Annotated in this window: 25 protein-coding genes and 2 tRNA genes; 15 read left to right on the top strand and 12 right to left on the bottom strand. The window is 35.2% G+C overall.

The window, feature by feature from the left end; translation table 11 throughout:
- The first annotated feature begins 29 nt into the window (after positions 1-29).
- Entirely contained in the window at positions 30-641 is a 612-nt protein-coding gene (locus FLY87_RS06895; RefSeq protein WP_028841945.1) for a DedA family protein, read from the top strand.
- A 484-nt stretch (positions 642-1125) separates the two neighbouring features.
- Positions 1126-1299 carry a hypothetical protein gene (locus FLY87_RS06890; protein ID WP_164924830.1) on the top strand — a complete coding sequence of 58 codons (174 nt, stop codon included), beginning with the start codon at positions 1126-1128 and terminating at the stop codon, positions 1297-1299.
- Positions 1300-1337: 38 nt separating this feature from the next.
- Here the strand turns inward: FLY87_RS06890 and lon are convergent, their stop codons facing one another.
- Positions 1338-3341 (bottom strand): endopeptidase La, encoded by a 2004-nt coding sequence (lon, locus tag FLY87_RS06885; RefSeq protein ID WP_141266674.1) that lies wholly within the window; start codon positions 3339-3341, stop codon positions 1338-1340.
- Between the two features lie 154 nt (positions 3342-3495).
- Between lon and FLY87_RS06880 the strand changes: the two genes are divergently transcribed.
- From FLY87_RS06880 to FLY87_RS06860, 5 genes are all read left to right on the top strand, one after another.
- Positions 3496-3915 carry a universal stress protein gene (locus FLY87_RS06880; RefSeq protein WP_012546391.1) on the top strand — a complete coding sequence of 140 codons (420 nt, stop codon included), beginning with the start codon at positions 3496-3498 and terminating at the stop codon, positions 3913-3915.
- A gap of 1 nt (position 3916) precedes the next feature.
- Entirely contained in the window at positions 3917-4207 is a 291-nt protein-coding gene (locus FLY87_RS06875) for a hypothetical protein (protein WP_141266672.1), read from the top strand.
- 241 nt (positions 4208-4448) lie between these two features.
- Positions 4449-5537: a sulfite exporter TauE/SafE family protein gene (locus FLY87_RS06870; protein ID WP_012546163.1), complete on the top strand. Its 1089-nt coding sequence runs from the start codon at positions 4449-4451 to the stop codon at positions 5535-5537.
- A gap of 17 nt (positions 5538-5554) precedes the next feature.
- On the top strand, positions 5555-6406 hold the full coding sequence (locus FLY87_RS06865) for a universal stress protein (RefSeq protein WP_012545088.1): 852 nt from the start codon (positions 5555-5557) through the stop codon (positions 6404-6406).
- The gene (locus FLY87_RS06860) at positions 6403-7011 is read left to right on the top strand and encodes an alpha/beta hydrolase (RefSeq protein ID WP_141266670.1); all 609 of its coding nucleotides are present in this window, start codon (positions 6403-6405) and stop codon (positions 7009-7011) included. The genes FLY87_RS06865 and FLY87_RS06860 overlap by 4 nt, the downstream gene beginning before the upstream one ends.
- Here FLY87_RS06860 and FLY87_RS06855 read toward each other — a convergent pair.
- The 6 genes from FLY87_RS06855 to FLY87_RS06830 all read right to left on the bottom strand — a co-directional run bounded on the left by FLY87_RS06855 (position 6996) and on the right by FLY87_RS06830 (position 13016).
- Positions 6996-7700, bottom strand: a complete 705-nt coding sequence (locus tag FLY87_RS06855) for an ABC transporter ATP-binding protein (RefSeq protein WP_012545450.1) — start codon at positions 7698-7700, stop codon at positions 6996-6998. The genes FLY87_RS06860 and FLY87_RS06855 overlap by 16 nt on opposite strands.
- The gene (locus FLY87_RS06850) at positions 7700-8443 is read right to left on the bottom strand and encodes an ABC transporter ATP-binding protein (protein WP_012545387.1); all 744 of its coding nucleotides are present in this window, start codon (positions 8441-8443) and stop codon (positions 7700-7702) included. The genes FLY87_RS06855 and FLY87_RS06850 overlap by 1 nt, the downstream gene beginning before the upstream one ends.
- An 11-nt stretch (positions 8444-8454) precedes the next feature.
- Positions 8455-9411 (bottom strand): branched-chain amino acid ABC transporter permease, encoded by a 957-nt coding sequence (locus FLY87_RS06845; RefSeq protein ID WP_141266668.1) that lies wholly within the window; start codon positions 9409-9411, stop codon positions 8455-8457.
- Position 9412: 1 nt separating this feature from the next.
- Complete coding sequence (locus tag FLY87_RS06840; RefSeq protein ID WP_012544937.1) at positions 9413-10291, bottom strand: branched-chain amino acid ABC transporter permease; 879 nt, start codon at positions 10289-10291, stop codon at positions 9413-9415.
- Positions 10292-10348: 57 nt separating this feature from the next.
- Positions 10349-11551, bottom strand: coding sequence for an amino acid ABC transporter substrate-binding protein (locus FLY87_RS06835; RefSeq protein WP_012546283.1), 1203 nt, complete (start codon positions 11549-11551; stop codon positions 10349-10351).
- Positions 11552-11612: 61 nt separating this feature from the next.
- Entirely contained in the window at positions 11613-13016 is a 1404-nt protein-coding gene (locus tag FLY87_RS06830) for an NAD-dependent malic enzyme (protein WP_012546123.1), read from the bottom strand.
- 75 nt (positions 13017-13091) lie between these two features.
- Between FLY87_RS06830 and sdhA the strand changes: the two genes are divergently transcribed.
- The 5 genes from sdhA to FLY87_RS06805 are packed head-to-tail and all read left to right on the top strand — an operon-like array spanning position 13092 to position 17430.
- Positions 13092-14825, top strand: coding sequence for a succinate dehydrogenase flavoprotein subunit (sdhA, locus tag FLY87_RS06825; RefSeq protein WP_141266666.1), 1734 nt, complete (start codon positions 13092-13094; stop codon positions 14823-14825).
- Positions 14825-15544, top strand: coding sequence for a succinate dehydrogenase iron-sulfur subunit (locus FLY87_RS06820; RefSeq protein WP_141266664.1), 720 nt, complete (start codon positions 14825-14827; stop codon positions 15542-15544). The genes sdhA and FLY87_RS06820 overlap by 1 nt, the downstream gene beginning before the upstream one ends.
- The gene (gene sdhC / locus FLY87_RS06815) at positions 15541-15885 is read left to right on the top strand and encodes a succinate dehydrogenase, cytochrome b556 subunit (protein WP_141266662.1); all 345 of its coding nucleotides are present in this window, start codon (positions 15541-15543) and stop codon (positions 15883-15885) included. The genes FLY87_RS06820 and sdhC overlap by 4 nt, the downstream gene beginning before the upstream one ends.
- On the top strand, positions 15885-16199 hold the full coding sequence (gene sdhD, locus FLY87_RS06810) for a succinate dehydrogenase, hydrophobic membrane anchor protein (protein WP_141266661.1): 315 nt from the start codon (positions 15885-15887) through the stop codon (positions 16197-16199). Before sdhC ends, sdhD begins: the two co-directional genes overlap by 1 nt.
- 19 nt (positions 16200-16218) lie before the next feature.
- Positions 16219-17430 carry a type II secretion system F family protein gene (locus tag FLY87_RS06805; protein WP_012546785.1) on the top strand — a complete coding sequence of 404 codons (1212 nt, stop codon included), beginning with the start codon at positions 16219-16221 and terminating at the stop codon, positions 17428-17430.
- A 9-nt stretch (positions 17431-17439) separates the two neighbouring features.
- On the opposite strand, the gene FLY87_RS06800 is transcribed toward FLY87_RS06805, so the two are convergent.
- The 5 genes from FLY87_RS06800 to FLY87_RS06780 all read right to left on the bottom strand — a co-directional run bounded on the left by FLY87_RS06800 (position 17440) and on the right by FLY87_RS06780 (position 21435).
- On the bottom strand, positions 17440-18294 hold the full coding sequence (locus FLY87_RS06800) for a M48 family metalloprotease (protein WP_141266659.1): 855 nt from the start codon (positions 18292-18294) through the stop codon (positions 17440-17442).
- On the bottom strand, positions 18291-18761 hold the full coding sequence (locus FLY87_RS06795) for an SH3 domain-containing protein (RefSeq protein WP_012545293.1): 471 nt from the start codon (positions 18759-18761) through the stop codon (positions 18291-18293). Before FLY87_RS06795 ends, FLY87_RS06800 begins: the two co-directional genes overlap by 4 nt.
- Positions 18758-20794, bottom strand: a complete 2037-nt coding sequence (locus FLY87_RS06790) for a CHASE2 domain-containing protein (protein WP_255446979.1) — start codon at positions 20792-20794, stop codon at positions 18758-18760. The genes FLY87_RS06795 and FLY87_RS06790 overlap by 4 nt, the downstream gene beginning before the upstream one ends.
- A gap of 488 nt (positions 20795-21282) precedes the next feature.
- Positions 21283-21358, bottom strand: a tRNA-His gene (locus tag FLY87_RS06785).
- Between the two features lie 3 nt (positions 21359-21361).
- Positions 21362-21435 (bottom strand) — tRNA-Arg (locus FLY87_RS06780).
- Positions 21436-21540: 105 nt separating this feature from the next.
- On the opposite strand from FLY87_RS06780, the gene FLY87_RS06775 reads away from it, so the two are divergent.
- Genes FLY87_RS06775 through FLY87_RS06765 form a run of 3 tightly spaced genes read left to right on the top strand, consistent with a single transcriptional unit; the run spans position 21541 to position 23842 of the window.
- Positions 21541-22164, top strand: coding sequence for an indolepyruvate oxidoreductase subunit beta (locus FLY87_RS06775; protein WP_255446978.1), 624 nt, complete (start codon positions 21541-21543; stop codon positions 22162-22164).
- Positions 22115-23410, top strand: a complete 1296-nt coding sequence (locus tag FLY87_RS06770) for a phenylacetate--CoA ligase (protein WP_012546536.1) — start codon at positions 22115-22117, stop codon at positions 23408-23410. The genes FLY87_RS06775 and FLY87_RS06770 overlap by 50 nt, the downstream gene beginning before the upstream one ends.
- 9 nt (positions 23411-23419) lie before the next feature.
- Positions 23420-23842: an ACT domain-containing protein gene (locus FLY87_RS06765; protein WP_012545923.1), complete on the top strand. Its 423-nt coding sequence runs from the start codon at positions 23420-23422 to the stop codon at positions 23840-23842.
- The last annotated feature ends 3 nt before the right edge of the window (positions 23843-23845 follow it).

Here is a 23845-nt window from a genome sequence, read left to right as displayed (position 1 = left end):
GGGGGGCACGTTAAAGTAGTATTGTAAAAGTGATAGAGCTGAAAGGTCTTATAGGGCATGTTCCATACTTAGGTCTTTTTCTTCTCCTCATACTTGGGGGTATCGGCTTGCCTTTTCCAGAAGATGCTACGCTAATTCTTTGCGGCTTTTTAATCTCAACGGATGTGATAAAACCTGTTCCTGCTTTGCTCGTTGTTTATTTGGGAGTATTATTTGCGGATGTTTTTCTATATTTTGTTGGTAAAAAATATGGTCGCATGATTGTTACTCATAGGAAATTTAAGAAAATATTGACTTCTGAAAGGCTTGCATGGCTTGAAGATAAATTTAGTAAGTGGGGAGTTATTATTATCCTTTTGGGAAGGCATATTGTTGGACTAAGGGCTCAAATAATCATTGTATCTGGCGTAATGAAACTCTCCTTTTTAAAATTCCTGATTGCCGATGGAATATCGTCATTATTTACGATTGCTCTCATGGTTGGAGCAGGATACATGGGAGGCAATAGCTTACAGATCATAAAAAATGACATAACAAAAATTGAACATATAGGAATTTTGCTGGCTATAATTGGATTTGCCGTATACTTGATTTTTAAATATTTTAAATCACTCTATCGCAAAAAACCTGAAAAAATTTAATTTTTTGTTCAGAATCACGGGTCACAACATTCTTTATTTAACTTCATTTACCCCCAATGCTTTTTCTGATATTCCGAGCCGAAGCATAGCTCTGAACCCTGTCCTGAGCTTAAGTGAAGGAAAAGTGATGAGTTTGGGAAATCTCCACCGCAATAAAAAGAGGAGATCCCTCAGCAAAAGCCTTTGGGATGAGAAAAAGAAATGGAGGAGACTTTTCGGCTTTGCCTCAGAGTGACTTTCGGGGCAGATCCCAGGTCCATTCAGCCCATCAGAATGACCGTTGTGAATTGAACAGCCCTTTGGATTACAGTAAGACAAATGTCTTTTATCAGGTTGCATTTTTTATGTGGTGATGCATTTTGTAACATGGAGTTTGAGCCCTTAAAATAAAAAAAACTAATAAATTCAACAGTTTCATATTTAAATGGTTGTTGGCATAAAAAATGCAATATCAAAAACAGAATCTTTCAAAGAGGAGGAATTTATGAAGAGGCTAAGAGATTTTTTAAACAGATTTTGTGATTATATGGCTGCAATTTCTTTTGCTGAAGCAGGAGAGTTTGATACAGCAAGAGAAATTTTAAGAGAGACAAACAGAGATAGACAGATAAAAAGACAGCGGACTACACAAGTAAAAAGATTTCAGATGAGAGCTTAAAAAGGGAAGGGGGATTAACTCCCTCTTCTGATTAAATTTTAAACCAGGATTGTGTCTATAACATCTTCAATTTTTTCAATGAATATTATCTCCACTCCCTTTTTAAAATCATCAGGAAGGTTTTCTATATCTACTTTATTTCTATAAGGAACTATCACTGTCTTTACTCCTGCTCTTTTAGCAGCAAGGATTTTTTCTTTTATGCCTCCCACAGGAAGTATTCTTCCGCTAAGGGTAAGCTCTCCTGTTACTGCTACATCTCTTCTGGCAGGTCTATTTGTAAAAAGGGAAATTAAAGCCATTGCAATTGTTGCTCCTGCTGAAGGACCATCTTTAAGGATTGCTCCCTGAGGAATATGAATGTGTATATCAAAGGCATCAAAAGCCTCTTCAGAAATACCGAATAAGGAGGAGTTGCTTCTTACATAACTTAAAGCAGCCTGAGCTGATTCTTTCATAACATTTCCAAGTGAACCTGTAAGAATTAACTCTCTTTTTCCTCTCATTTTAGCAGCCTCTATAAATATAATGTCACCACCTGTTTCTGTCCATACAAGCCCTGTAACAACTCCTACCCTGTTTTTTGCATCAGTTACTTCAAAGAAATATCTTCTGGGACCGAGATATTTTTCCACTACTTCAGGCGTTACTTTGATTGAGTTTTTAGGTTTATTTTCCCTCACCACTTCAGTAGCGATTTTTCTGCATATAGTTGCAATCATTCTTTCAAGATTTCTTATCCCTGCTTCCCTTGTATATTCCTGAATTATTTTTAAAATAGTCTCTTCACTAAACTCAGGTGGAAACTCAGTAAGCCCTTGTTCTGTAATCTGTTTTGGTATCAGATGTTTAAGAGCTATGTTCTTCTTTTCTTCCTCAGTGTAGCCTGAAAATTCAATAACTTCCATTCTATCAAGAAGAGCATGCTGAATATTATCAGGGATATTTGCAGTAACAATGAACATAACTCCTGAAAGGTCAAAGGGAACATCAAGATAGTGGTCTATAAAAGCATAATTCTGTTCTGGGTCAAGAGCTTCAAGAAGTGCTGAAGCAGGGTCTCCCTTAAAGTCCTGACAGATTTTGTCAATTTCATCAAGCATTAAAACAGGATTAGCTACTCCTGCTCTTCTTATTTCTTCTATAATTCTTCCAGGTTTTGCTCCTGCATAGGTTCTTCTGTGTCCTCTAATTTCAGCCTCATCTTTTATTCCACCAAGAGAGATTCTCGCAAACTTTCTCCCAAGAGCATCTGCTATTGATTTTCCAATTGAAGTCTTTCCTGTGCCTGGAGGACCTGCAAAACAAAGGATTGAGCCTTTTGTTGAAATAGAGCTAAGTCTGTCTTCAACAGCTTTGTTTATTGCTAATTTTACCTCTTCAATTTTGAAAGGCTTGGCAATGTAGTGAAAAGCTCCTCTTTTTATTGCTTCAACAGCACTGTCTACTGCTGCATAGGCAGTAATCATTATGACCTTCGTGCTTGGATATTTTGCTTTTACTTTTTCAAGCACTGCAAAGCCGTTTAATCCCTCCATTTTGATATCAGTAAGAACAATTTCAAACTCCTGCTTGTCAAGAATTTCAAAGGCTTCTTTACCGTTTTTTGCAGCCACAACTTCATAATTTTCTTTTTTTAAGACATGTTCAAGATTTTTTCGTGTTATATCTTCATCGTCAACGATTAAAATTCTTGAGTTTCTGTTTGATGAAAGGATTTTTACTGCAAGATGCTCAAGAATTCTATTCTTAACATCATTAAGTCCGTAATGCCTTTCATTTAAAATTCTTTCTGCTCTTTCAAGATTAAGGTTATCAGATGTTTTTATATTCCACGGGAGACTGACAAGATATTCAATGTAGGTTAATGTAATGGTATATTCTGCTGTGGAAGGATTCATTTTTGAGAGAAGTTCAAGCTCTTTCATGGCAACATCTTTAACATGAGAAGGCATGCCTGATTGAGAAATCTTATTGCTTAGTTCTTCAACTATAGTGATTTGAGATTCTTCTGTCTGGTTACTTTTTTTAAATAAACCCATCTTTATATCTCCTATTGCATTTTACAAATATGACGATGCAAATTGCAACATAAAATTTTAGGTCGTAATCAAAAAATCTAATAAATTCAAGAGCTTAATGCTATGGCATAAAAATTGTTTTTTCTTTTAGTGAGGTTTTCAAGGAGGGAATACGATGAGAATAAAAGATTTTATGAACAAGTTTGATGATTATATGGCTGCTATTTCCTTTGCCGAGGCAGGAGAGTTTGATACAGCAAGGCAGATTGCAAGAAAGAAGACTAAAATTTTAGTCATTTGCTCAGGTTCAGAAGAAGATAACTATGCAATAAAGTATGCTGTGAGTTTAGCAAAAAGAGTTCAGGGAGTCGTAAAAATTCTTGTTAATGGAGGGAGTTCAAAAAATTTAATAGAACAGCTTGGGGGAGGAGTTTTTTATGAAATTTTAAGTTTCAGTGATTTTTTAGAAGTTGCTCGTTACATTGAAGAATCTGACTTGATAATCATAGCAGATGAAAAAATGTTTGATGAAATCAAACTTAGGAATATCCCATTGATTTTTGTTCAGCCAAATAAAACTTTATTAGGAGGATAAGATGTCAAAGAGGAAAAAAAGTTTTGTCAGAGTTTTATTTTTCGGAGCAATTACAGGGATTCTTTATGCTGGCTTGTTCTTTAATGAGCCAATAATTAATGCATTATGTGCAAGAGGTGGGCTTTATGCCTTATTCCCTGTGGCAACTGCTTTTGTTTTTTCCTTTGCACACGGTAATTTTACAAACTACTTCTGGCAGGCACTTGGAATTGAAGCAAAGAAAGGTGCTGAGAAAACTTTACGTGACAGACCTGTTGAGAGAAAAGAAATAAGAACACAATTAAGAGCTTAAGGCTATTCAATAAAGGGTCATCCCGAGGGCTTTGCCCGAGGGATCTCATTCGCTAAAGATTTGAGGAGATTCCTCGTCGCTTACGCTCCTCGGAATGACAGAGGGGGGTATCTTGAAAGGTGAGAATGTTTTTTCTGGGAATGACAGAGAGGTAATAAAAAAGTTGAGGGACTTGTAGTTTATTGATTTTCAATAAATTATAAGTTGTTAACAGTCTTAATTTTTTAAGTAGGAGGAAAAGATGATAGAGTTAACAACAAATTTTATTGATTTAAACTGGCTCAATGTAATGTATCTGTTTTTTGTAGGTCTTGTTGGAGGACTTGTAAGCGGATTTATAGGCTCAGGAGGTGCCTTTGTGCTTACTCCAGGAATGATGAGCATTGGGGTGCCAGGGCTTGTTGCAGTTGCATCCAATATGTGTCATAAATTTCCTAAAGCACTTGTGGGAGCAATTAAAAGAGCTAAATTTGGGCAGGTTGATGTAAAACTTGGGCTTGTTATGGGAGCTTCTGCCGAGGCAGGAGTTTTATTTGGTGCTCATATTCAGGAATACATTAAAAAGACCTTTGGAGATGCTGGTTCAAATCTTTATGTAAGCGTTGCTTTTGTAATTGTCTTAGGTATTGTTGGAAGCTATGTTCTTCTTGATGCCCTTAAAACAAAAGATGATAGCCAGGCAAATAAGCCTGAGAAAATAACAAAAATTGCAAAATGGATTCAATCAGTTAATATTCCAGGCACTATGGTTTATTTCAAAAGCCTTAATGCAAAAATTTCTTTTCTCTTTACCATACCTCTTGGTTTTGCAACAGGAATGCTTGCTGCTACAATAGCAGTTGGTGGATTTTTAGGAGTTCCTGCAATGATGTATATACTTGGTGCACCAGCATTGATGGCATCTGCAACAGAACTTGTTATTGCCTTTGTTATGGGGCTGGTTGGTTCTTTTAAGTATGCAATGGGAGGTTTTGTAGATATAAGGCTTGCCATGATTATTCTTGCAGGTTCTCTTTTTGGGGTTCAACTTGGTGCAATAGGAACAACCTATGTTAAGGACTACATGATAAAAATCGTAATGAGTGTGATAATGCTTGTAGTTCTTGTAAGCAGAGGTTTAATGATACCAGTTTATTTAAGTCAACTCGGGGTAATTTCACCTCTTTCAGAAATGACTGTTAAAATTCTTAAAAGCTCAAGTTTTATAATAATGGTTGCAGCGCTTTTAACAGGGGCATTGATTATATGTTCAGCTTTGTATAAAGGTTTGAGAGAGGAGAGAAAATTACGCAGACTCGTTGAATTGCCGTCTTCAGATACGGTGAAATAAATCTCAGGAGAAAAAAGATGAGACTTTATAGAAAAATTCTTGCATGCCTTGATGGTTCAGAGGAGAGTTTTCATGCCTTTGAAGAAGCAGTGAAATTCTCAAAAGACAGTGGCATAACAGTTTTTGCTCTAACTGTTGCTCCTACCTATCATGGAGATATAAGCCTAATTGGTATAGGACTCTCACTGGAAGAGCTAAATAAGCCCTATAAGGATACACTTTCCCGAGCTAAAGACATAGGCAATAGATACGGAGTACTCGTTAAATCTTTATATGAAGAAGGTGAGCCTTTTGAAAAAATTGTAGATATCAGTGTGGAGATATCAGCAGATTTAATAGTTATGGGCAAAAAGGGAATGAGTGCTCTGAGAGAAGTTTTACTGGGAAGCGTTACAGAAAGAGTTATAGGATACAGTAACACTGATGTCTTGATAGTTCCAAAGGACGCTTTAATTAAATGGGATAAAACTCTTGTAGCTGTGGATGTCTCTCCTTACGGAGACAGGATATGTAGCAGAGCAATAGAAATTGCTAAGAATTTTTATTCGGAAATGAATATAATATCTGTGTTAGAGGTTCCTTCTGAGGTTTTCGCAATAAAACCGGAAATTTTTGACAATCAGATGGAAAAGGTGAAGAAGTATCTAAAAAATTTGGAGATGAAATTTCAAAAGGAAAACATATCGGTGAATACAATTTTGGAAGAAGGCGAGCCATACAGGAAGATTCTTGAAACAGCAGAAAAGATTGATGCAGACCTGATAGTTATAGGCTCTCATGGCAGAACAGGACTTAAAAGACTCCTTATGGGAAGCACCTGCCAGAGAGTCATTGGTCTTTCAAAAATACCTACTTTAATTGTGAAATGAAACTTTTTATTTCAGGATGGGCAGGATTTAGGGAGGCTTTGGAAGATATCCCTGAGGATTGGGATTTTATCTGTCCATTTATTGATTTTAATGAGGAAGGGATTTTGGATTTTCTTAAGGATAAATCAGGTGATATATTAGTTGGTTGGTCAACTGGTGGGCATATTGTTTTGAAGAATCTGGATTTTTTTTCTGATAAGTTTAGTGAGATATTGATTATTGCAGGATTTAAGAAATTTACCCAATATGTAAGCCCAAGGATTCTAAAGAAAATGATTCAAAAGATGCAAATAGAGCCTGAAATTGTTATAAAGGATTTCCTTACTAATGCAGGATGTGCACCTATTTTGCCTAAAAAAATAGATAACATTTCACTTATTAATGGACTTAATTTTCTGCTTACCTCCGATATTCATATTAATAAAAGTAACAGGCAGGTTAATTGTGAACTAATTTTAATTCATGGTAAAAAGGATAAAATCATTCCCCCTCAGGCGATTTATGACCTGAGAGAGTTTTATCCACAGGCTAAAACTTATTTAATAGATGGTGAACACTGGCTTACTTTTAAAAAAATTGAAAAATTTTTTTACATGCCAAGATAACTTTCCTTTATTCGTGCATCATTTATTAATTTTTTAGATTCTCCAGATATTGTTATTTCTCCGACTTCCATAACATAGGCTCTATTACTTATTTCTAAAGCCATTTGTACATCCTGTTCCACTATAAGTAGGCTTACGCCAGATTTATTAATTTCTTTTATAACTTCTATTATATTTTCCACTATAGTTGGAGCAAGCCCTAAAGAACATTCATCTATTAAAAGAAGGTCTGGCTCATTCATAAGAGCTCTTCCTATGGCAAGCATTTGTTGTTCACCACCAGATAGATCACCACCAAGATGATTTCTTCTTTCATAAAGTCTTGGGAAAATGGAAAAAACTTTTTCTATTCTTTCTTTAAATCCATTTCTTCTTTGATATGCCCCAATTTCAAGATTTTCTTTAACTGTCATACCTGAAAATATTCTTCTTCTTTCAGGTGCGAGGCTTATTCCAAGTTTTACTATTTTTTCTGGAGGTAAATTTGTTATATTTTGTCCTTTGAATACTATTTCTCCTGACCACACCCTTAATCTGCCGACTATACTTCTCATCAGAGTGCTTTTCCCAGCTCCATTTGAACCAAGAAGTGCAACAATTTCTCCTTTATTAATCCTTAAAGAAATATTTCTTAAAATCTGTAAATCGCCATAACCTGTATTAAGATTTTTGATATTTAGTAGTTCCATTATGCGATACCTCTCTGTGCAAATTTGTTTCCAAGATAAGCTTCTATAACTTGAGGATGATTACATACTTCATTGGGTTTTCCTTCACAGATTAATTGTCCAAGATGAAGGACTACAACTCTATCAGAAATGCCCATGATAACCTTCATTACATGTTCTATAGCAATTATAGTAATTCCTCTTTCTTTAAGAAGAAGTATCTCTTTCATTATATCATCAAGTTCCTTTGGATTAAGTCCTGCCATAACCTCATCCAGTATAAGAAGTTCAGGATCCATTGCAAGTGCTCGTGCTAACTCCAGTTTTTTCCTTTGCGCTATAGGAAGTATACTTGGTTCTTTGTCTTTTTCATTTATTAATCCTACAATTTGCAATGCTTCCATAGCTATCTGTCTTGCTTCTGTTTTATTTTTAGCTTGTTTTTTCCCATAAAATGCTCCAACCATAACATTTTCTAATACAGTAAGTCCTTTAAAAGGTTTTACTACCTGAAAGGTTCTTGATATACCCATTTTTGCTATTTCATAGGGTTTTCTGTCATTTATTAATTGTCCTTTATAAAATATTTCGCCAGCTGTAATATCTGTTAGTTTACATATTAGATTCATCAAAGTAGTTTTGCCAGCTCCATTTGGTCCTATCATCCCCAAAATTTCTCCTTTGTAAACTTTAAGATTAACATTGTTTAATACTTCAACGCCTCCATATTTTTTTGCAAGATTTTTTGTTTCTAATATAACCATCTCTTAACCCCTTAAAGTCTATTTTCTCTTAAATTTATGACCAATTTTCTAAAGGAAAAGCCACCCTTAAATGTTTCAAACAACCCCTTAGGGATAAAAAGCACGACAAGTATAATCAATAAGCCAAGTATCATTCCATGAATCTCTATAAATTTACTCCATACAATCTCTGAAATTAATTCAAGTATAAAGGCACCAAGCATTGGTCCAAAAATAGTTGTTGCCCCTCCAAGTAAAATCATAGCAAACATTTTTACAGAGTAAGATGTGACAAATACAGTTGAGGGGTCAATATAAGTTAACCAATAGGCATAGGCGCCTCCTGCAATACTTACCAATGCACCGCTTATCCCCCATGCAAATGTTTTATACAGAGCTGTATTGATTCCCATTACACTTGCTGCGTCTTCATCAATTCTTATTGCTCTTAAAGCATAGCCAAATTTTGATTTCCATACTATAAAAGCAATGGCTATTGAAAGAAGCATGATTAGTAAAATTGTGTAGTAAAAGAATTTATAAATGTAAGCAGGGTCTCCTTCCATGATGGGTAAAGTTAACCCTAATCCACCGCCTGTTATTTCAGTCATGTTGTCAACAATTTCTTTCATTGCTTCCATAACGCCAACGGTTGCAATAGCAAAATAGTGCCCTTTAAGTCTTAAAAGAGGGATACCTAACAGTATAGCAACTATAAATCCTCCTAAAGCGCAAAAAGGGAGCGTTGCTATAAAAGAAATTTCATATTTAGTCATTAATACACCTGTTACATATGCTCCTATACCAAAAAATGCTATATTTCCAAAGGCAGGATATCCAGTATAACCAATTATAATATTACTGCCAGTAGCAATTGCGGCAAACATGAATGTCTGTGTAAGCACTCTTAACCAGTATCCAGATATAAAAAAAGGTAATAAACAGACAGCTACAATAAAGATTATAAAAAGAGCAATATTTTTCTTCATTTTAATGTTTTACCTCCGCAAAGTATTTCTTGCCGAGAATTCCTGTAGGTTTAATAATGAGAACTAATACCATTATTCCAAGAGTAATGGCATTTTTATAACTTTCACCAATGAAGTATGAACTTAGCGTTTCAACAATCCCAAGAATGATTCCACCAATCAAAGCTCCTTCTACTCTACCCAAACCACCTAATATGCTAACAATAAAGGCTCTTAGTGTTAAGGAACCTGCTATTGAAGGAGAAAATGCTTGAGTTAATGAAAAAAGACTTCCTGCAACTCCTGCCAATCCTGAAGCTATTGCGAAGGTTAAAGCGAAGATTTTTGCAGGATTTATACCTACCATCATTGCAGCTTCTATATCAAGAGATGTGGCTTTTATTGCTTTACCAGCCCATGTTTTATTAAGGAAAAGACTTAAAATAAAGGTTATGAATGTGCATATAAGGAATACTATAATTCTTATATATGGAATAACAATATCTCCAATAATTAAGCTTTCTCCTGCATAATCAGGAGTGACAGAACGAAAGTCTGCTGAAAAGAAAGTTGTCATAAAGTTTACTAAAAAAATTTCTATGCCAAAAGTAAGAATAAGGAGCATAAATATTTGCGCTTTTACAACAAGATTTAATAAATATCTTTGTATGGCATACCCAAAAATGAAAAGAGCAAGAAAACTGAAGGGTAAACTTAAAAAAGGGTCAATTCCATAGTTTTGAAAAAGAAAGAAGGTAATATAGGCACCAAGAAGTGCAATAGCTCCATGGGCGAGATTAATTATGTTTGTAACCCCCCACACAAGTGAAAATCCAACTCCTATTAAAGCATAAAATCCACCAAGAAGAAATCCATTAATAAGAACCTGCAGAATTATCATCTTCACCTCACCTGAATTAAAATAAAAAAGCCCAAGCAAAAGCTTGGGCTAAAAAATTTATCTCCATGCTGGTTTTGGATAAACTGGTTTTGTTTCAGCAACATTTTCTGGATAAACTGTTTTTTGAGTTCCCTTAAGTATTTGAATAACAGGCATTCCTTTACCAACAACCTTTCCACTGGAGTCAAATCTAATTTTTCCAAATAATGTTTCTTCATTAAAGCTTAAAAGTGACTCTCTGATCCTGTTGATATCTGTAAATGTTCCTGCTTTTTCAATAGCTCTTTGGAAGATTACTGCTGCTGCTGCGCCTCCTGCTGCATGATAGTTAGGTTCTACTCTAAATTTTGTTTTAAAAGCTTTTACAAAGTTTGCATTTGAACCAAAAACAGGATCTTTGTATTTCAGGGTTGGGGTCCATTGAGCAGAACCTAAAATATATTCTGCATCTGACTTTAAAGCACTTACAAAATCAGGAAGAGTTGGTCCAACTGAAAAAGCTATTGCCTTAGGATTAAGCTTATAATCTTTACTTTGTTTAACAATGACTATAGTATCCTGAAAATGTCCACAACCAATAAGTATGTCAGGATTTTTTGCTTTAATTTCAACAATAACAGTTGACAGGTCCTGCGTTCCTTTTGGGTAGTCTTTGTAGTAAACTACCTTATATCCATATTTCTGAGCAGATGCTTTAGCACCTTGAGCAACCTGTGTTGAGAAAAGATCATTGGAATAGACTATCGCTACAGTTGTTGGCTTAGGAGCTTTATTCATTAACATTTTTAGTGTATCATCCATATACTCTGTGGCTACTGTGTAAATTCCAAAAAGATTTTTAAATCCTCTTGTGTAAAGTTTGTCTGCAGCAGCTCCTCCCTGAACCATCAAAGCCCCATATTTTTCTGTAATTGCAGAGGTTGAAAATACTGATTCACTTCCATATGGACCAAGAATAAGTTTAATTCCGTCTTCAGTTATTAATTTTTCTACAAGTTTTGCTGCTCTGTTTGGATCACTCTCATCGTCATAGTATTTGATATCAACTTTATAGTATTTATTCCCAATTTTAATTCCGCCTTTTTTATTAACAGTTTCCTTCCAAAGTTCATATCCATTTTTTACAAGATTACCTTCTTTTGCAAGTTTACCCGTGAGTGAAAGCGCGGCTCCGAATTTTATAACATCTGCTGCAAAAGAAAATGTTATTAAACAGAAACTTAACATAACAGCTAAAATTAAAATACTCAGTCGTTTCATAATACCCCTCCTTCTTAAAGTTTCTAATGATAATATTAAAAATATTTAAAAAAGTCAATAGTTATCTTGCTAATTTTAGTTTTTTAGCCTTCTCAGCTACCGCATGGGAGACTGCCTGTGCAACTTTTTTATTAAAAATGCTTGGTATAATATAGTCTTCATTGAGTTCTTCGTCCTTAATTATGTTAGCAATTGCATTGGCAGCGGCAAAAAATATTTCTTTATCAACACCCTTTGCTCTGACCTCAAGTAAGCCTTTGAATAATCCTGGAAAAGCAAGAACATTATTTATTTGGTTTGGATAGTCAGACCTGCCAGTTGCCATGATTCTTACAAGGGGCATTGCAAGTTCAGGCGCAATTTCAGGGTCAGGATTTGCAAGAGCGAATACAACTTTGTCTTTTGCCATTTTTTCAATGTCCTCTGGTTTAAGAATGTTTGGAGCAGAAAGTCCTATAAAGACATCGGCGCCCTCAAGGACATCAGTGAGTTTTCCCTTGATTTTTCTGGGATTTGTTTTTTGGGCAAGTTCTGCTTTGTGTGAATCCATATCTTCTGTTCTTCCTTCGTATAAAGTACCTGCTCTGTCACAGACTGTTATGTCTTTTATGCCATATTCAAGGAGCATATAAGCTGTAGCTGTGCCTGCAGCACCTGCACCAGAGATTACAACTCGAAAATCTCTTATATCTCTTTTTAGAACTCTTCCAACATTTATTAGGGCTGCAAGAGTAACTATGGCTGTTCCGTGCTGGTCATCGTGAATTACAGGAATATCAAGCTCCTCACGAAGCCTTCGTTCTACTTCAAAACATCTGGGTGCAGCAATGTCTTCAAGATTTATTCCACCAAAGGGAGTTGAAATTTTTTTTATAATGTTAACAAGTTCATCCACATCTGTGGTTCTTACTGCTATTGGGAAAGCATCTACACCTCCGAACTCTTTAAAAAGCATGCATTTTCCTTCCATCACAGGCATTGCTGCATCAGGTCCTATGTTTCCAAGACCTAAAACCGCTGTTCCATCAGTTATCACCGCCACAGTGTTTCCTTTTATAGTATAGCGATATACATGTTCAGGATTTTTATGAATATCAAGGCAGACTCTTGCTACGCCTGGTGTATAAACTCTTGAGAGGTCTTCTCTTCCCTTCACATTTATCTTGTTGTATATGCCAATTTTGCCTCCTTCATGGACAAGAAATGTCCTGTCCATGACTCTTAAAATTTTAACTCCTTCAATGTGTTTTAACGCCTTAATGATTTTCTTTTCATGTTCTTCATCTCTGGCATTTACAGTAATATCTCTTATAATTCTTCCTTTTTCAACTTTTACAATATCAATTGAGCCTAAATCTCCTCCTGCACCACTGATGGCTGAAGCAATTTTGGCAAACATTCCTATTCTGTTTTCAATCTCTACTCGTAACGTTATGCTATAACTTGGACTTGGTACATATCCCATTTTTGTCCTCCTATGCTTGACATTGTGCTATAAATTATACAAAATAAAATAATTTTTGCAAATAAGGAGAGGTAAATGGAGATTAACAAGCACTATTTTGACACAGTTATTATCGGTTCTGGTCTTGCGGGATGCCGTGCTGCCATTGAATGTATCAATCACGGAACAGTAGGTGTACTGAGCAAGCTTTATCCTACTCGTTCCCATTCTACCGCAGCACAAGGTGGTATTGGTGCTGCTCTTGGAAATGAAGAAGAAGACAGCCCCGAATGGCATACCTATGATACGGTGAAGGGAAGCGATTTTCTTGGTGACCAAGATGCCATTGAAATTATGTGCTACGATGCAATTCCTACGATTATTGAGCTTGAGCATATGGGTGTACCTTTCTCCCGTACACCAGAAGGTAAGATTGCCCAGAGGAGATTTGGCGGGCATACACGGGAGTTTGGTAAAGCACCTGTTAGAAGGGCATGTTATTCTGCTGACAGGACAGGGCATGCAGTGCTTTTTGCTCTTTATGAGCAATGTCAGCTCAAAGGCGTTAGATTTTTTCAAGAGTTTCAAGTGCTTGATATTGTCGTAGAAAACAATGCTGTTCAGGGTATAATTGCTGTTAACATAAAAGATGGCTCTCTTCATGTTTTTGAATCAAAGGCAGTGATAATAGCAAGCGGTGGATACGGAAAGGTCTTCAAGGTTACCTCAAATGCCTATGCAAGTACAGGTGAATGTCTTAGCATGCTTTTTAGACAGGGGCTGCCCCTTGAAGATATGGAGTTCTTTCAGTTCCATCCTACAGGGCTTTACGGGCTTGGAATATTGATTACCGAAGGTGCAAGAGGCGAAGGCGGAATTCTAATAAATGGGAAAGGCGAAAGATTTATGGAAAGGTATGCCCCAACAATAAAAGACTTAGCCCCTCGTGATATGGTATCCCGTGCAATTCTAACGGAGATAAGAGAGGGTAGAGGTATTGATGGAAAAGACTATGTTTATCTTGATTTAAGACATGTGGATAAGAAAATTCTTGAAGAGAGACTGCCAGAAATAACTACTTTTTGCAAAATATACATGGGAATTGACCCATCTGAAGCGCCCATTCCTGTTGTTCCAACTGCCCATTACGCAATGGGTGGTATTCCAACGGATAATGATGGCAGGGTTTTAAGGGATATAGATGGCTCAGTTGTAGAAGGTCTTTATGCTGCTGGTGAGTGTGCCTGCGTGTCTGTTCATGGTGCAAATAGACTCGGTTGTAACTCCCTCCTTGATACTGTTGTCTTTGGAAGAAGGGCTGGAAAGGCAGCAAGTTCCACCTTAAAGACTGCTACAAAAGGCAAGGTTAAAAAGGAAAGAATCTCTCTCATTGCAGATTGTGTAGATATGATAAGAAGGAGTAATGGAAGAGAAACAGTGGCTTCAGTAAGAAGAGACTTACAATCTGCCATGATGGATAAATGCTCTGTTTTTAGAAAAGAAGAAGAGCTTAAAGTTCTTCTTGATGAATTACAAACATTAAAGGAAAGATACAAAGACATATCAATTGCTGACAAGTCAAACACATTCAATACAGACCTTCTTGAAGCAATTGAGCTTGGGCACATGTTAACTCTATCAGAGGTTATAGCTTCCTGTGCCCTGCAGAGAACAGAAAGTAGAGGAGCTCATTGTAGAGAAGACTACCCAAAAAGAGATGATGAAAACTGGCTTAAGCATACCTTTGCATTTCAAGGAGACAAAGGCATTACCTTTAAATACAGACCTGTTAAATTAACAAGATTTAAACCAGAGGAGAGGAAATACTAATGAGCAAATATTACACATTCAAAATTAAAAGATACTTGCCCGATGAAAACCCTTCAACAAGATGGGACGAATTCAGAGTAAAACTTAACAGCATGGAAAGGGTTTTAGATGGACTTGTAAAAATAAAAGAAACAATGGACGGCACTTTAACTTTCAGAAAATCCTGTGCCCATGGAGTATGTGGTTCATGCGCAATGAAGATAAATGGACAAAATCGCCTTGCCTGTCAAACTCTTGTAAAGGATTTACCTGAAATAATTGAGATAGAACCTCTACCAGCTTTGCCTGTTATTAAAGACCTTGTGGTAGACATGACAATGTTTTTCCATAAAAACGATAAGGTATTACCCTATCTCATCAATGAAGAACCGCCGCCTGAAAGGGAGAGAATTCAGTCGCCTGAAGACCAGCATAAGATTCTTGAATCCATAACCTGTATAATGTGTGGTAGCTGTACTACCTCTTGTCCTGTATTCTGGGCTGACAAGGAATATCTTGGACCCTCCGCATTGCTAAAGGCATATAGATTTCTATTTGATACTCGTGATAGGGCAACTGAGCAAAGACTTGAAGCTATAACAGGAGAACATGGAGTATGGCGATGTCACTCAATTTTTAACTGTGTGGAGGTATGTCCAAAGGAGATAGATATAACAAAACACATACTCAAGCTCAAAAGACTGGCTGTGAAAAAAGGCTTTACAGGAGGTGAAAAATGAGATACCGTTGGAACACAGGTTCTCTCGCATGGCTTGTTCATAGAGTAACCGGCATAATACTCAGCCTTTATCTGATAGCTCATATCTATGTTTTAAGCCATTTAAAAGACCCTGTTGCATACAATAAACTCATGGCATTTATGAAAAATCCTGTGATTAAAATCGGCGAATTAATCCTTTTTGCCATAGTTCTTAAACATGTCTTCGCAGGAATAAGAATTACTCTCCTTGAAATAGGAATTTCCACGAAATATCATAAATCTATGGCATACGTAGGAGCTATTCTGGTTTTTCTCATATGGATTGTTGGAGCTTTTTATTTTCTCAGGGAGGTGTTCTAATGTGGAGTTGGCTTTTGCATAGAATAACAGGTGTGATTCTTGTAGTTGGATTGCTATATCATTTCATTCTAATGCACTTCATGGGGCACGATAACTATTCCTATAATGCGGTTATGCAGAGACTTAGTGAGCCTTCATGGAAAATTTTTAATATTGTTTTTCTCTTTTCAGCCTTATATCACGGATTTTATGGACTCAATGGAGTTGTAACAGAGTATGTGAGAAATAATTCATTGAAAAGAATATTGAAATTTATGGCATTTACTGTTCCGATAGGTCTTGCATTTTTTGGATTTAAAATAGTTTTTTTCTAAAAAATTAAAAGGATTGCAAATGCCTACAATTTTTATATGGAAAGGTAGAACAGAAGAAGGTGCTTTAGTTACAGGCGAAACTGAAGCAGAAAGCGAAGGCGAGCTTCTTTTATCGTTAAGAAAAAGCGGGATAATTCCAAGATACGTAAAAGAAAAGCAAGAAAAAAAGTTTTTCAGTTTAGGGAAAGTCTCTCAGAAAGATATTTTGTTTTTTACGCGTCAGTTCGCAACTCTTTTTGCTTCAGGTGTTCCTGTTGTTCAAGCTTTTGATGCATTGATAGGTCAAATTAAGAATAAAAATTTCAAAAAAATCCTCATTCAGATGAGAAATGATATAGAAAAGGGTTCATCTTTAGCTGATTCAATGAGAAGACATCCTCGGGTATTTAGTTCTCTTTTTGTGAATATGGTAAGGGCTGGTGAAGAAGGTGGAATGCTTGATAAAGTGCTTCAAAGAATGGCTGACTATTTTGAAAAGATGATAAAACTAAAAAGAAAAATTATTGGCGCTATGATTTATCCCAGTCTGGTAATAGCTGTAGCTATTCTTGTTGTTGCAATTATTATGATATTTGTTATTCCCACATTTGCAAAATTGTTTGCTGAAATGGGACTTGACCTGCCACTTCCTACAAGAATAACCATTGCTATGAGTAATTTTATGGCAAAATCAGGAATTTTTATATTTCTTGGAATTATTATATTTTTTGTATTTGTAAAATTTTTCAGAAGATCTGAAAATGGCAGAAAAATCACAGATAGTATTTTTCTTAGAATTCCTGTACTCGGCACAATTTTGCTCAAAGCTTCATTGTCAAGATTTTCAAGAACGCTGGGAACGCTTCTTGGAAGCGGTGTTCCAATACTTAATAGTATGGAGATTTCTGCAAGAGCCTCAGGCAATAAAGTTATAGAAGATGTTGTTATAGATATGAAAGAGGACATAACTGCTGGTAAATCTTTAACAGAGGTTCTGAAATCAAAGCCTGAGATTTTTCCTCCAATTTTTGTGCAGATGGTAAATGTGGGTGAGTCAACAGGTGCAACAGATGAGATGTTAAATAAAGTAGCTGATTTTTATGATGAAGAAGTTGACAATGCTGTTGCAAATCTTATGAGCATGCTTGAACCTGCATTAATAGTATTTCTTGGAGTAACAATTGGATTTATAGTAGTATCCCTTTATCTTCCAATATTCAAACTCGGAGAAATTGCTGGTAAAGGTGGCTAAAAGAAACTTTTATTCTTTAACAAAAGAATTGAATCTTAAGGATCGTTTTTTAAAAGCATTTAAATCAAGGGAAACAACAGGTATTTTATCTTTTAGATTATTTATTCTATCAGTTGTATCAGGGTGTGTATTTAAAATTCCACCTTCTGATTTTGTGCTCTGTCTAAGTCTTTCAAGAACATTAAGCACTGCATATGGATTATAGCCTGCTTTTGCAAGATACTGTAAAGCTTTTTCATCTGCTGCATATTCTTGAGTCTTACTATAACCATTCACAATGAGAGTTTTTAAAATATCATCTATTGAATTCTCAAAAATATTCACAAGTTTTAATAAATCCTCATCTCCATATTGTTTGGCTGCTGTGGTGCCAATTATTGTAAGAGCTTCTGTCCATCTTGCCTGCTTGATAGAATTTATTCCATCCCGATGATTTACATGCGCAATTTCATGAGCAATGATTGCAGCCAGTTCATCTTCACTCTTTGCCAGTTTAAGCATTCCTTTTGTGAGAAATACTATACCACCAGGGCATGCAAAAGCGTTAATTTCGTTACTATTTAATAGGGCAAAATGATATCCTCCAAAAGTAAAAGGCTTTTCAGAATGTAAGGCTATAACTTTTCCTATAGAATTAATATAATTAGTCAATTCATGATTTTCATAGAGGGTATAATACAAAAACATACGTGCAGCAACAGCCCTTCCAATATAATATTCTTCTTCATCTGATATAGGTCTTGCTGCCTTCTCAGTAGCTTGAATTGTTGTTAATGTAATATCCAATGTTTTATTTATATCAACTGTTTTGCACGAAAAAAGGCATAGAAATAAAATTGCTATCAAAACAAATTTTTTTATCATTTTGGTTCTGAAAGTCCTCCAGCCTTTATAAAAGATATTAAATCTTTTTCAGAAATATCGTATTTTTCAACTTTATCCACAAATTCATATTTCATCTCAGGATGTTTATCTTTATAAGCTTTTTCAACCTGAGAATTAAATCCTTTTCCAGCAAGTGTTATTTCATCTTCAGTTGTGCCAGTCTTTTTCTGTAATGAAATTCCTGAAGTTGAAGCAGTTCTTTTTTCTACAGCAGTTCTATGTATATATCCGATTTTATTTTTAAATTTTACTTTGAGCCAGTCTCCTTCTTTGGTAATTACATCAAGGGTGTCATTGTATTTTACAAGAGCTTTTACAGGTGAAAAAAATCTTGGAGATTCCCTAATTGCATTTTCTTTTGTAATAACAGTAACTATCTCTGCCCATGAAATAGAAGCAATTAAAGAAAGTAAAATGACAAAATTTATTATGAATCTAAGTTTCATTTTTCTTCCATTTTAACAATAATCCAGTCTTCTGTCAATTGCTTTCCAGATAAGAATTCTTCTATTTTCCTTAGGTAAAATTTTGACGGACCATCTTCGGGAAAATCATTTAGTATTGATTTAAATATTTCTTTTGCATCATTCCACTTTTGTTCTTTATAAAGTGAATATCCTTCGTTGTATTTCTCAACAAGTGAGATTTTTTCAAAATTGATATTATCCTTTTGTCCTAAAATTTCAAAAATGGTTAATGGCTTGGTTTTTCCTTTAACTGTTATAACTCCAAGTTCTCTTGCAACAAAACTATCTGTGAGCTTACAATAGGTTTCTTTGCTGATTATAATACTGGTGTTGAAAAACTTATTGAGAGATTCAAGTCTGGAAGCTATGTTTACTGTATCACCGATTACAGTATAATTAAAAAGTCTGTCACTTCCAATGTTGCCTACAATTGCGTCTCCTGTATGAATTCCTATTCTGATTTTAATTGAAGGCATTCCTTTTTCAGAAAATTCTTTATTAATTTTTTCTAAAGATTCTATGCATTTTATAGCTGCCTTGCAGGCATTAATTTCGTCAGACTCTGTTTTCAAAGGTGCTCCCCAAAAAGCCATAATACAATCGCCAATATATTTATCAACAATGCCAGAATGTGTAATGACAACTTCTGTCAATGAATTGAGCACTTTATGAAGCATTAAAGCAGTATTTTCTGGAGAAAGTTTTTCAGCTATAGTAGTAAAACCTGCTATATCCGCAAAGAATACTGTAACTGTTGTTTTTTGCCCACCAGGAGTTATAAATTCAGGATGGGTAAGTAGATAATCAACAATTCTTTTGTCCATATATTGCGTAAAAGTTCTTTTAATAAAACTTCTTTCTTTTCCTTCAACAGCATAACTATAAAGTAATGAGATAATAGAGCTGAAGATAAGGCATACAAAAGAAGGCAAAAATTGCATATATATTGATAATTTAAATAAAACTACTTCAATACAAATTAGAAATAGTCCTGAAAATATAAAAATAAGCATATTTATTTTTAGAGAATGTTGTTTCAAAAAAGCGTAGGGAATAAAGATGGCTAAAATCAACATGATTGAAAAAATGATGGATTTTGGTGCCACTTTGATAAAGTTTTTATTAATTAAGTTTTCAAAGGTAGTTGCATGAATAAATACACCTGGTGTTTTTGAGGACATGGGAGTAGGTTTAAGGTCAAAAAGTCCTGGAGCTGTAAGCCCAATAAAGACTGTTTTGCCTCTAAAAAAGTTTTTCTTGATATTTGAGCTTTGTTTTTTTGAGTTTTTAATTGATGCATCAAGTAATTCCGCAAATGAAAATAGATGAAATGGATATTTATCTTTTGAAAATTTTAAAAGTAAATTCTCTTCATCTAAAGGGATGATTGTGTTATCTATTAAAATAACATTATTTTTTACATGGATCATGTTCTTTTTGATAAAATAACTCATTACAAAATTTGGAACAGTGAAATCTTCAACTTTAAAAAAAAGCGGTATTCGCCTGTAAATACCATCTTCATCTGGAAGAATACTGACATTTCCAAGTCCTTGGGCGCTATTTTTCAATTCATCAATTGGAGAAATCAAAGAACCGTATTGAAGTTTTGTATCTATAACAGCTGGATATACAATTTTTTTAATATATTTTTCATCAATTTTCCCCTTTTCTTTTGAAAGTGCAAATGGCAGATACACATTTTTTGACTTTTTAAGTGATTCAGCAAAAATTTTATCATCCTCAATGCCGTAGGAAGAATTTTCAGTAAACAGAATATCTATAAAGACAGCATCTGCCTCTGAAAGATACTCTATAACAGGAGCATAAATCTGCCTTGGCCAGGGCCACGTTATTCCTTGTTTATTCAATTCTTCTATACTGAATTGATCTATATAAATAAGGCAGATATTATCAGATTTATCAGAGGGACTTAAATGTTTTGAAAGCAAATCATAAACTTTAAATTCAAAATTTTTAAGACTTCCAGATAAAAAGAATAATACTGGCAAAATATAGGAAATGCTTGATAGGATGAGAAGGTTTTTAAATAATTTTTTTCTCTTTATCATTATACAAGAAATTCGGTGTTTTTATAGTATAACATTTTGAGCTAAATTGGGATTTAATTTAACAAGCACCAATGCTGACTCAAAGATATTTTCTCGCACCTTAATGTTTTTTTGGTCATTCCGAACACCCTAACGGGTGTGAGGAATCTGACCTGTAGGGTCTATCCTGAGGCGAAGGTCCCCCCTTAAATCGGAAAGAGGAGATTCCTTGACGCTAACGCTCCTCGTGATAACACTTTTACTGTCACCCTGAGCATAAGCGAAGGGTCTCCTCCTTTGAAGGCTTGGAATGACCAATGGAGTAATGAAAAATATTAGGACTTATAATCCATTAATTGTGCAATAAAACACAAATTTTTTAAGGGTCTCAATCTAACAATTTTATTCATAATAAGTAGAACACTATTTAGCAGGATTTTTTTTAGTTTTGGGGCGGACGACGGGACTCGAACCCGCAGCACCTGGAGCCACAGTCCAGTGCTCTAACCGTTGAGCTACGTCCGCCTACGCGCCTGGAGGGATTCGAACCCCCGGCCCACTGCTTAGAAGGCAGTTGCTCTATCCGACTGAGCTACAGGCGCAGGACAAATATATTTTAAAAATTTTGATTACTTTATTGCAACCTCTGAGGATATCTCAAAAATTATGGTTGCAAACTATATTTGTTCTATGTTAGAATTTTCCCTGTGTCAACAACCAATATAATCATAACTGGAACAGGTGGACAGGGTATAGTTCTTGCCAGTAGAATTATTGCTCAAGTTGCTTTTAAAAGCGGTTTTGATGTAAAAGAAAGTGAAATTCATGGAATGGCTCAGAGAGGCGGAAGTGTTATCAGTCATATAAGATTTGGTGCTTTAGTTTACTCTCCTAATATTCCATCTGGAATGGCTGATATAATGGTGGCTCTTGAAGAGCTTGAGGCTTTGAGGCATCTTCATTTCTTGAAATCAGGTGGTATGGTTATTTTGAACAAGAAAAAGATCCTTCCAGCAGTGGCAGAAAATAAAGATTACCCTCAAAATGTTGAACATTTAATCAAACAAGAAGTTTTTATAGTAAATTCAATAGATGCAGAAAAAATTGCAAAAGAACTTGGTAATTCAAAGGTTGAAAATTCTGTAATCTTAGGATTTTTATCCATCTTTTTACCATTTAAAGAAGAGATATGGTATGAGGTAATTACAAACTCCGTCCCGCCTAAGACAGTTGAAATTAACATAAAAGCATTCAATGAAGGCAGGAGGTTAGCAAAGAAAAATGCAATTTTGGAACAAGGAATTAGAAACAGTACCGAGGCAAAAACTTGAGCAGCTTCAATTAGAGAGACTTAAAAAAGTCCTAAAAAGAGTTTACCAGAAAGTTCCTCATTACAGAAAAAAATTTCAGGAAGCAGGAGCAAATCCTTTAAATATCAAATCCCTTGATGATATAAAATTTTTCCCATTCACTACAAAAGAAGACCTTTTTGTTGATTATCCCTATGGACTTTTAACTGTTTCCCCTGAAAAAGTAATAAGGCTGCATACATCAAGTGGAACTACAGGTAAACCTAAAGCTATATTCTTTTCTAAAAAAGATATAAACAACTCAGCAGAACTTATTGCTCGTTGTCTTGTTATGACAGGTGCAACAAAAGGAGATATCCTCCAGAATAGCATGACATATGGACTCTTTACAGGAGCTTTTGTTATGCATTATGGGGCTGAAAAGGTTGGAATTCTTGTTATTCCTGCAGGACCAGGAAATACGGAAAGACAGATTAATTTAATGAAGGATTTTGGGACAACGATGCTTCATATAACACCGAGTTATGCGCTTTATGTTGCTTCTGTGCTGTATGATAAGGGAATTGACCCAAGGAAAGACTTAAAACTTAAAAGAGCATATCTTGGAGCAGAACCATACTCCGAAGAAACAAGAAAAAAGATTGAAAATATGCTTGGCATAGATATTTATAACTGTTATGGACTTACAGAAATGAACGGTCCAGGGGTTGGTTTTGAATGTATCTATAAAGATGGGCTTCATATATGGGAAGACAATTTTCTTATGGAAATAATTAACCCTGAAACAGGACAATCGGTTGCTGATGGAGAAATTGGAGAACTTGTCTTAACAACTCTCAACAGAGAGGCTATGCCTCTTATAAGATACAGAACAAGAGATTTAACAAGAATTATTTTAGAACCTTGTAGATGTGGAAGAACTCACCGAAGAATTTCAAGAATTCTTGGCAGGTCTGATGACATGTTTATAGTTAAGGGTGTAAATATATTCCCACAACAGATTGAACAGGTCTTGATGGGAATAAAAGGAGTTGCTCAGAATTACCAAATTATACTTGAAGCTTATGATGAGATGGTGATTAAGGTTGAGATAGACAGAGAACTTTTTGATGGTAAAATTGAAAAGCTTATTAGATTAAAGGATGAAATCGTAGACAAAATACGTTCAGCTACAATGGTAAAACCAAAGGTAGAGTTATTGGAACCTGGAACACTGCCTGTCAGTGAAGGAAAAGCAAAGAGAGTGATTGATAAAAGAACTATTTAGGAGGTTTTTATGAGCAAGGTTTACATTATTTCAGTATTTGCTGAGAATAAACCAGGAAGACTTGAAAGGATTACAAAGGTCCTTGCTGAAGCAAATATAAACATTCTTGCCTTTTCTATTACAAGCACAAATGGATTTGGCATAATCAAATTTATGGTTGACAGATGTAAAGAAGCTTACCAATTACTTAAAGATAAAGGATTTACTGCATCGTTAAATGAGGCAATCGGAATTGAAATGAAAGACCAGCCAGGTGGGCTTTATGAAGTTGTAAAAACCTTATCTTCAAAAGGTATAAATATTGAAAGTGCAGCTGTTTATGTTGCTGAGACAAGAAAAAAAGCTTACTTAATTGTAGAGGTGGAAGATACTCAAAAGGCTATGGAAAGCCTCAAAGGTGAAAATCTTAAATTTTTAGAATCCACTGAATGAGGT

Origin of the sequence: Thermodesulfovibrio sp. Kuro-1 (assembly GCF_006538445.1) — a bacterium.
Taxonomy (GTDB): domain Bacteria; phylum Nitrospirota; class Thermodesulfovibrionia; order Thermodesulfovibrionales; family Thermodesulfovibrionaceae; genus Thermodesulfovibrio; species Thermodesulfovibrio yellowstonii.
This window is presented reverse-complemented; position numbering and strand designations above follow the sequence as displayed.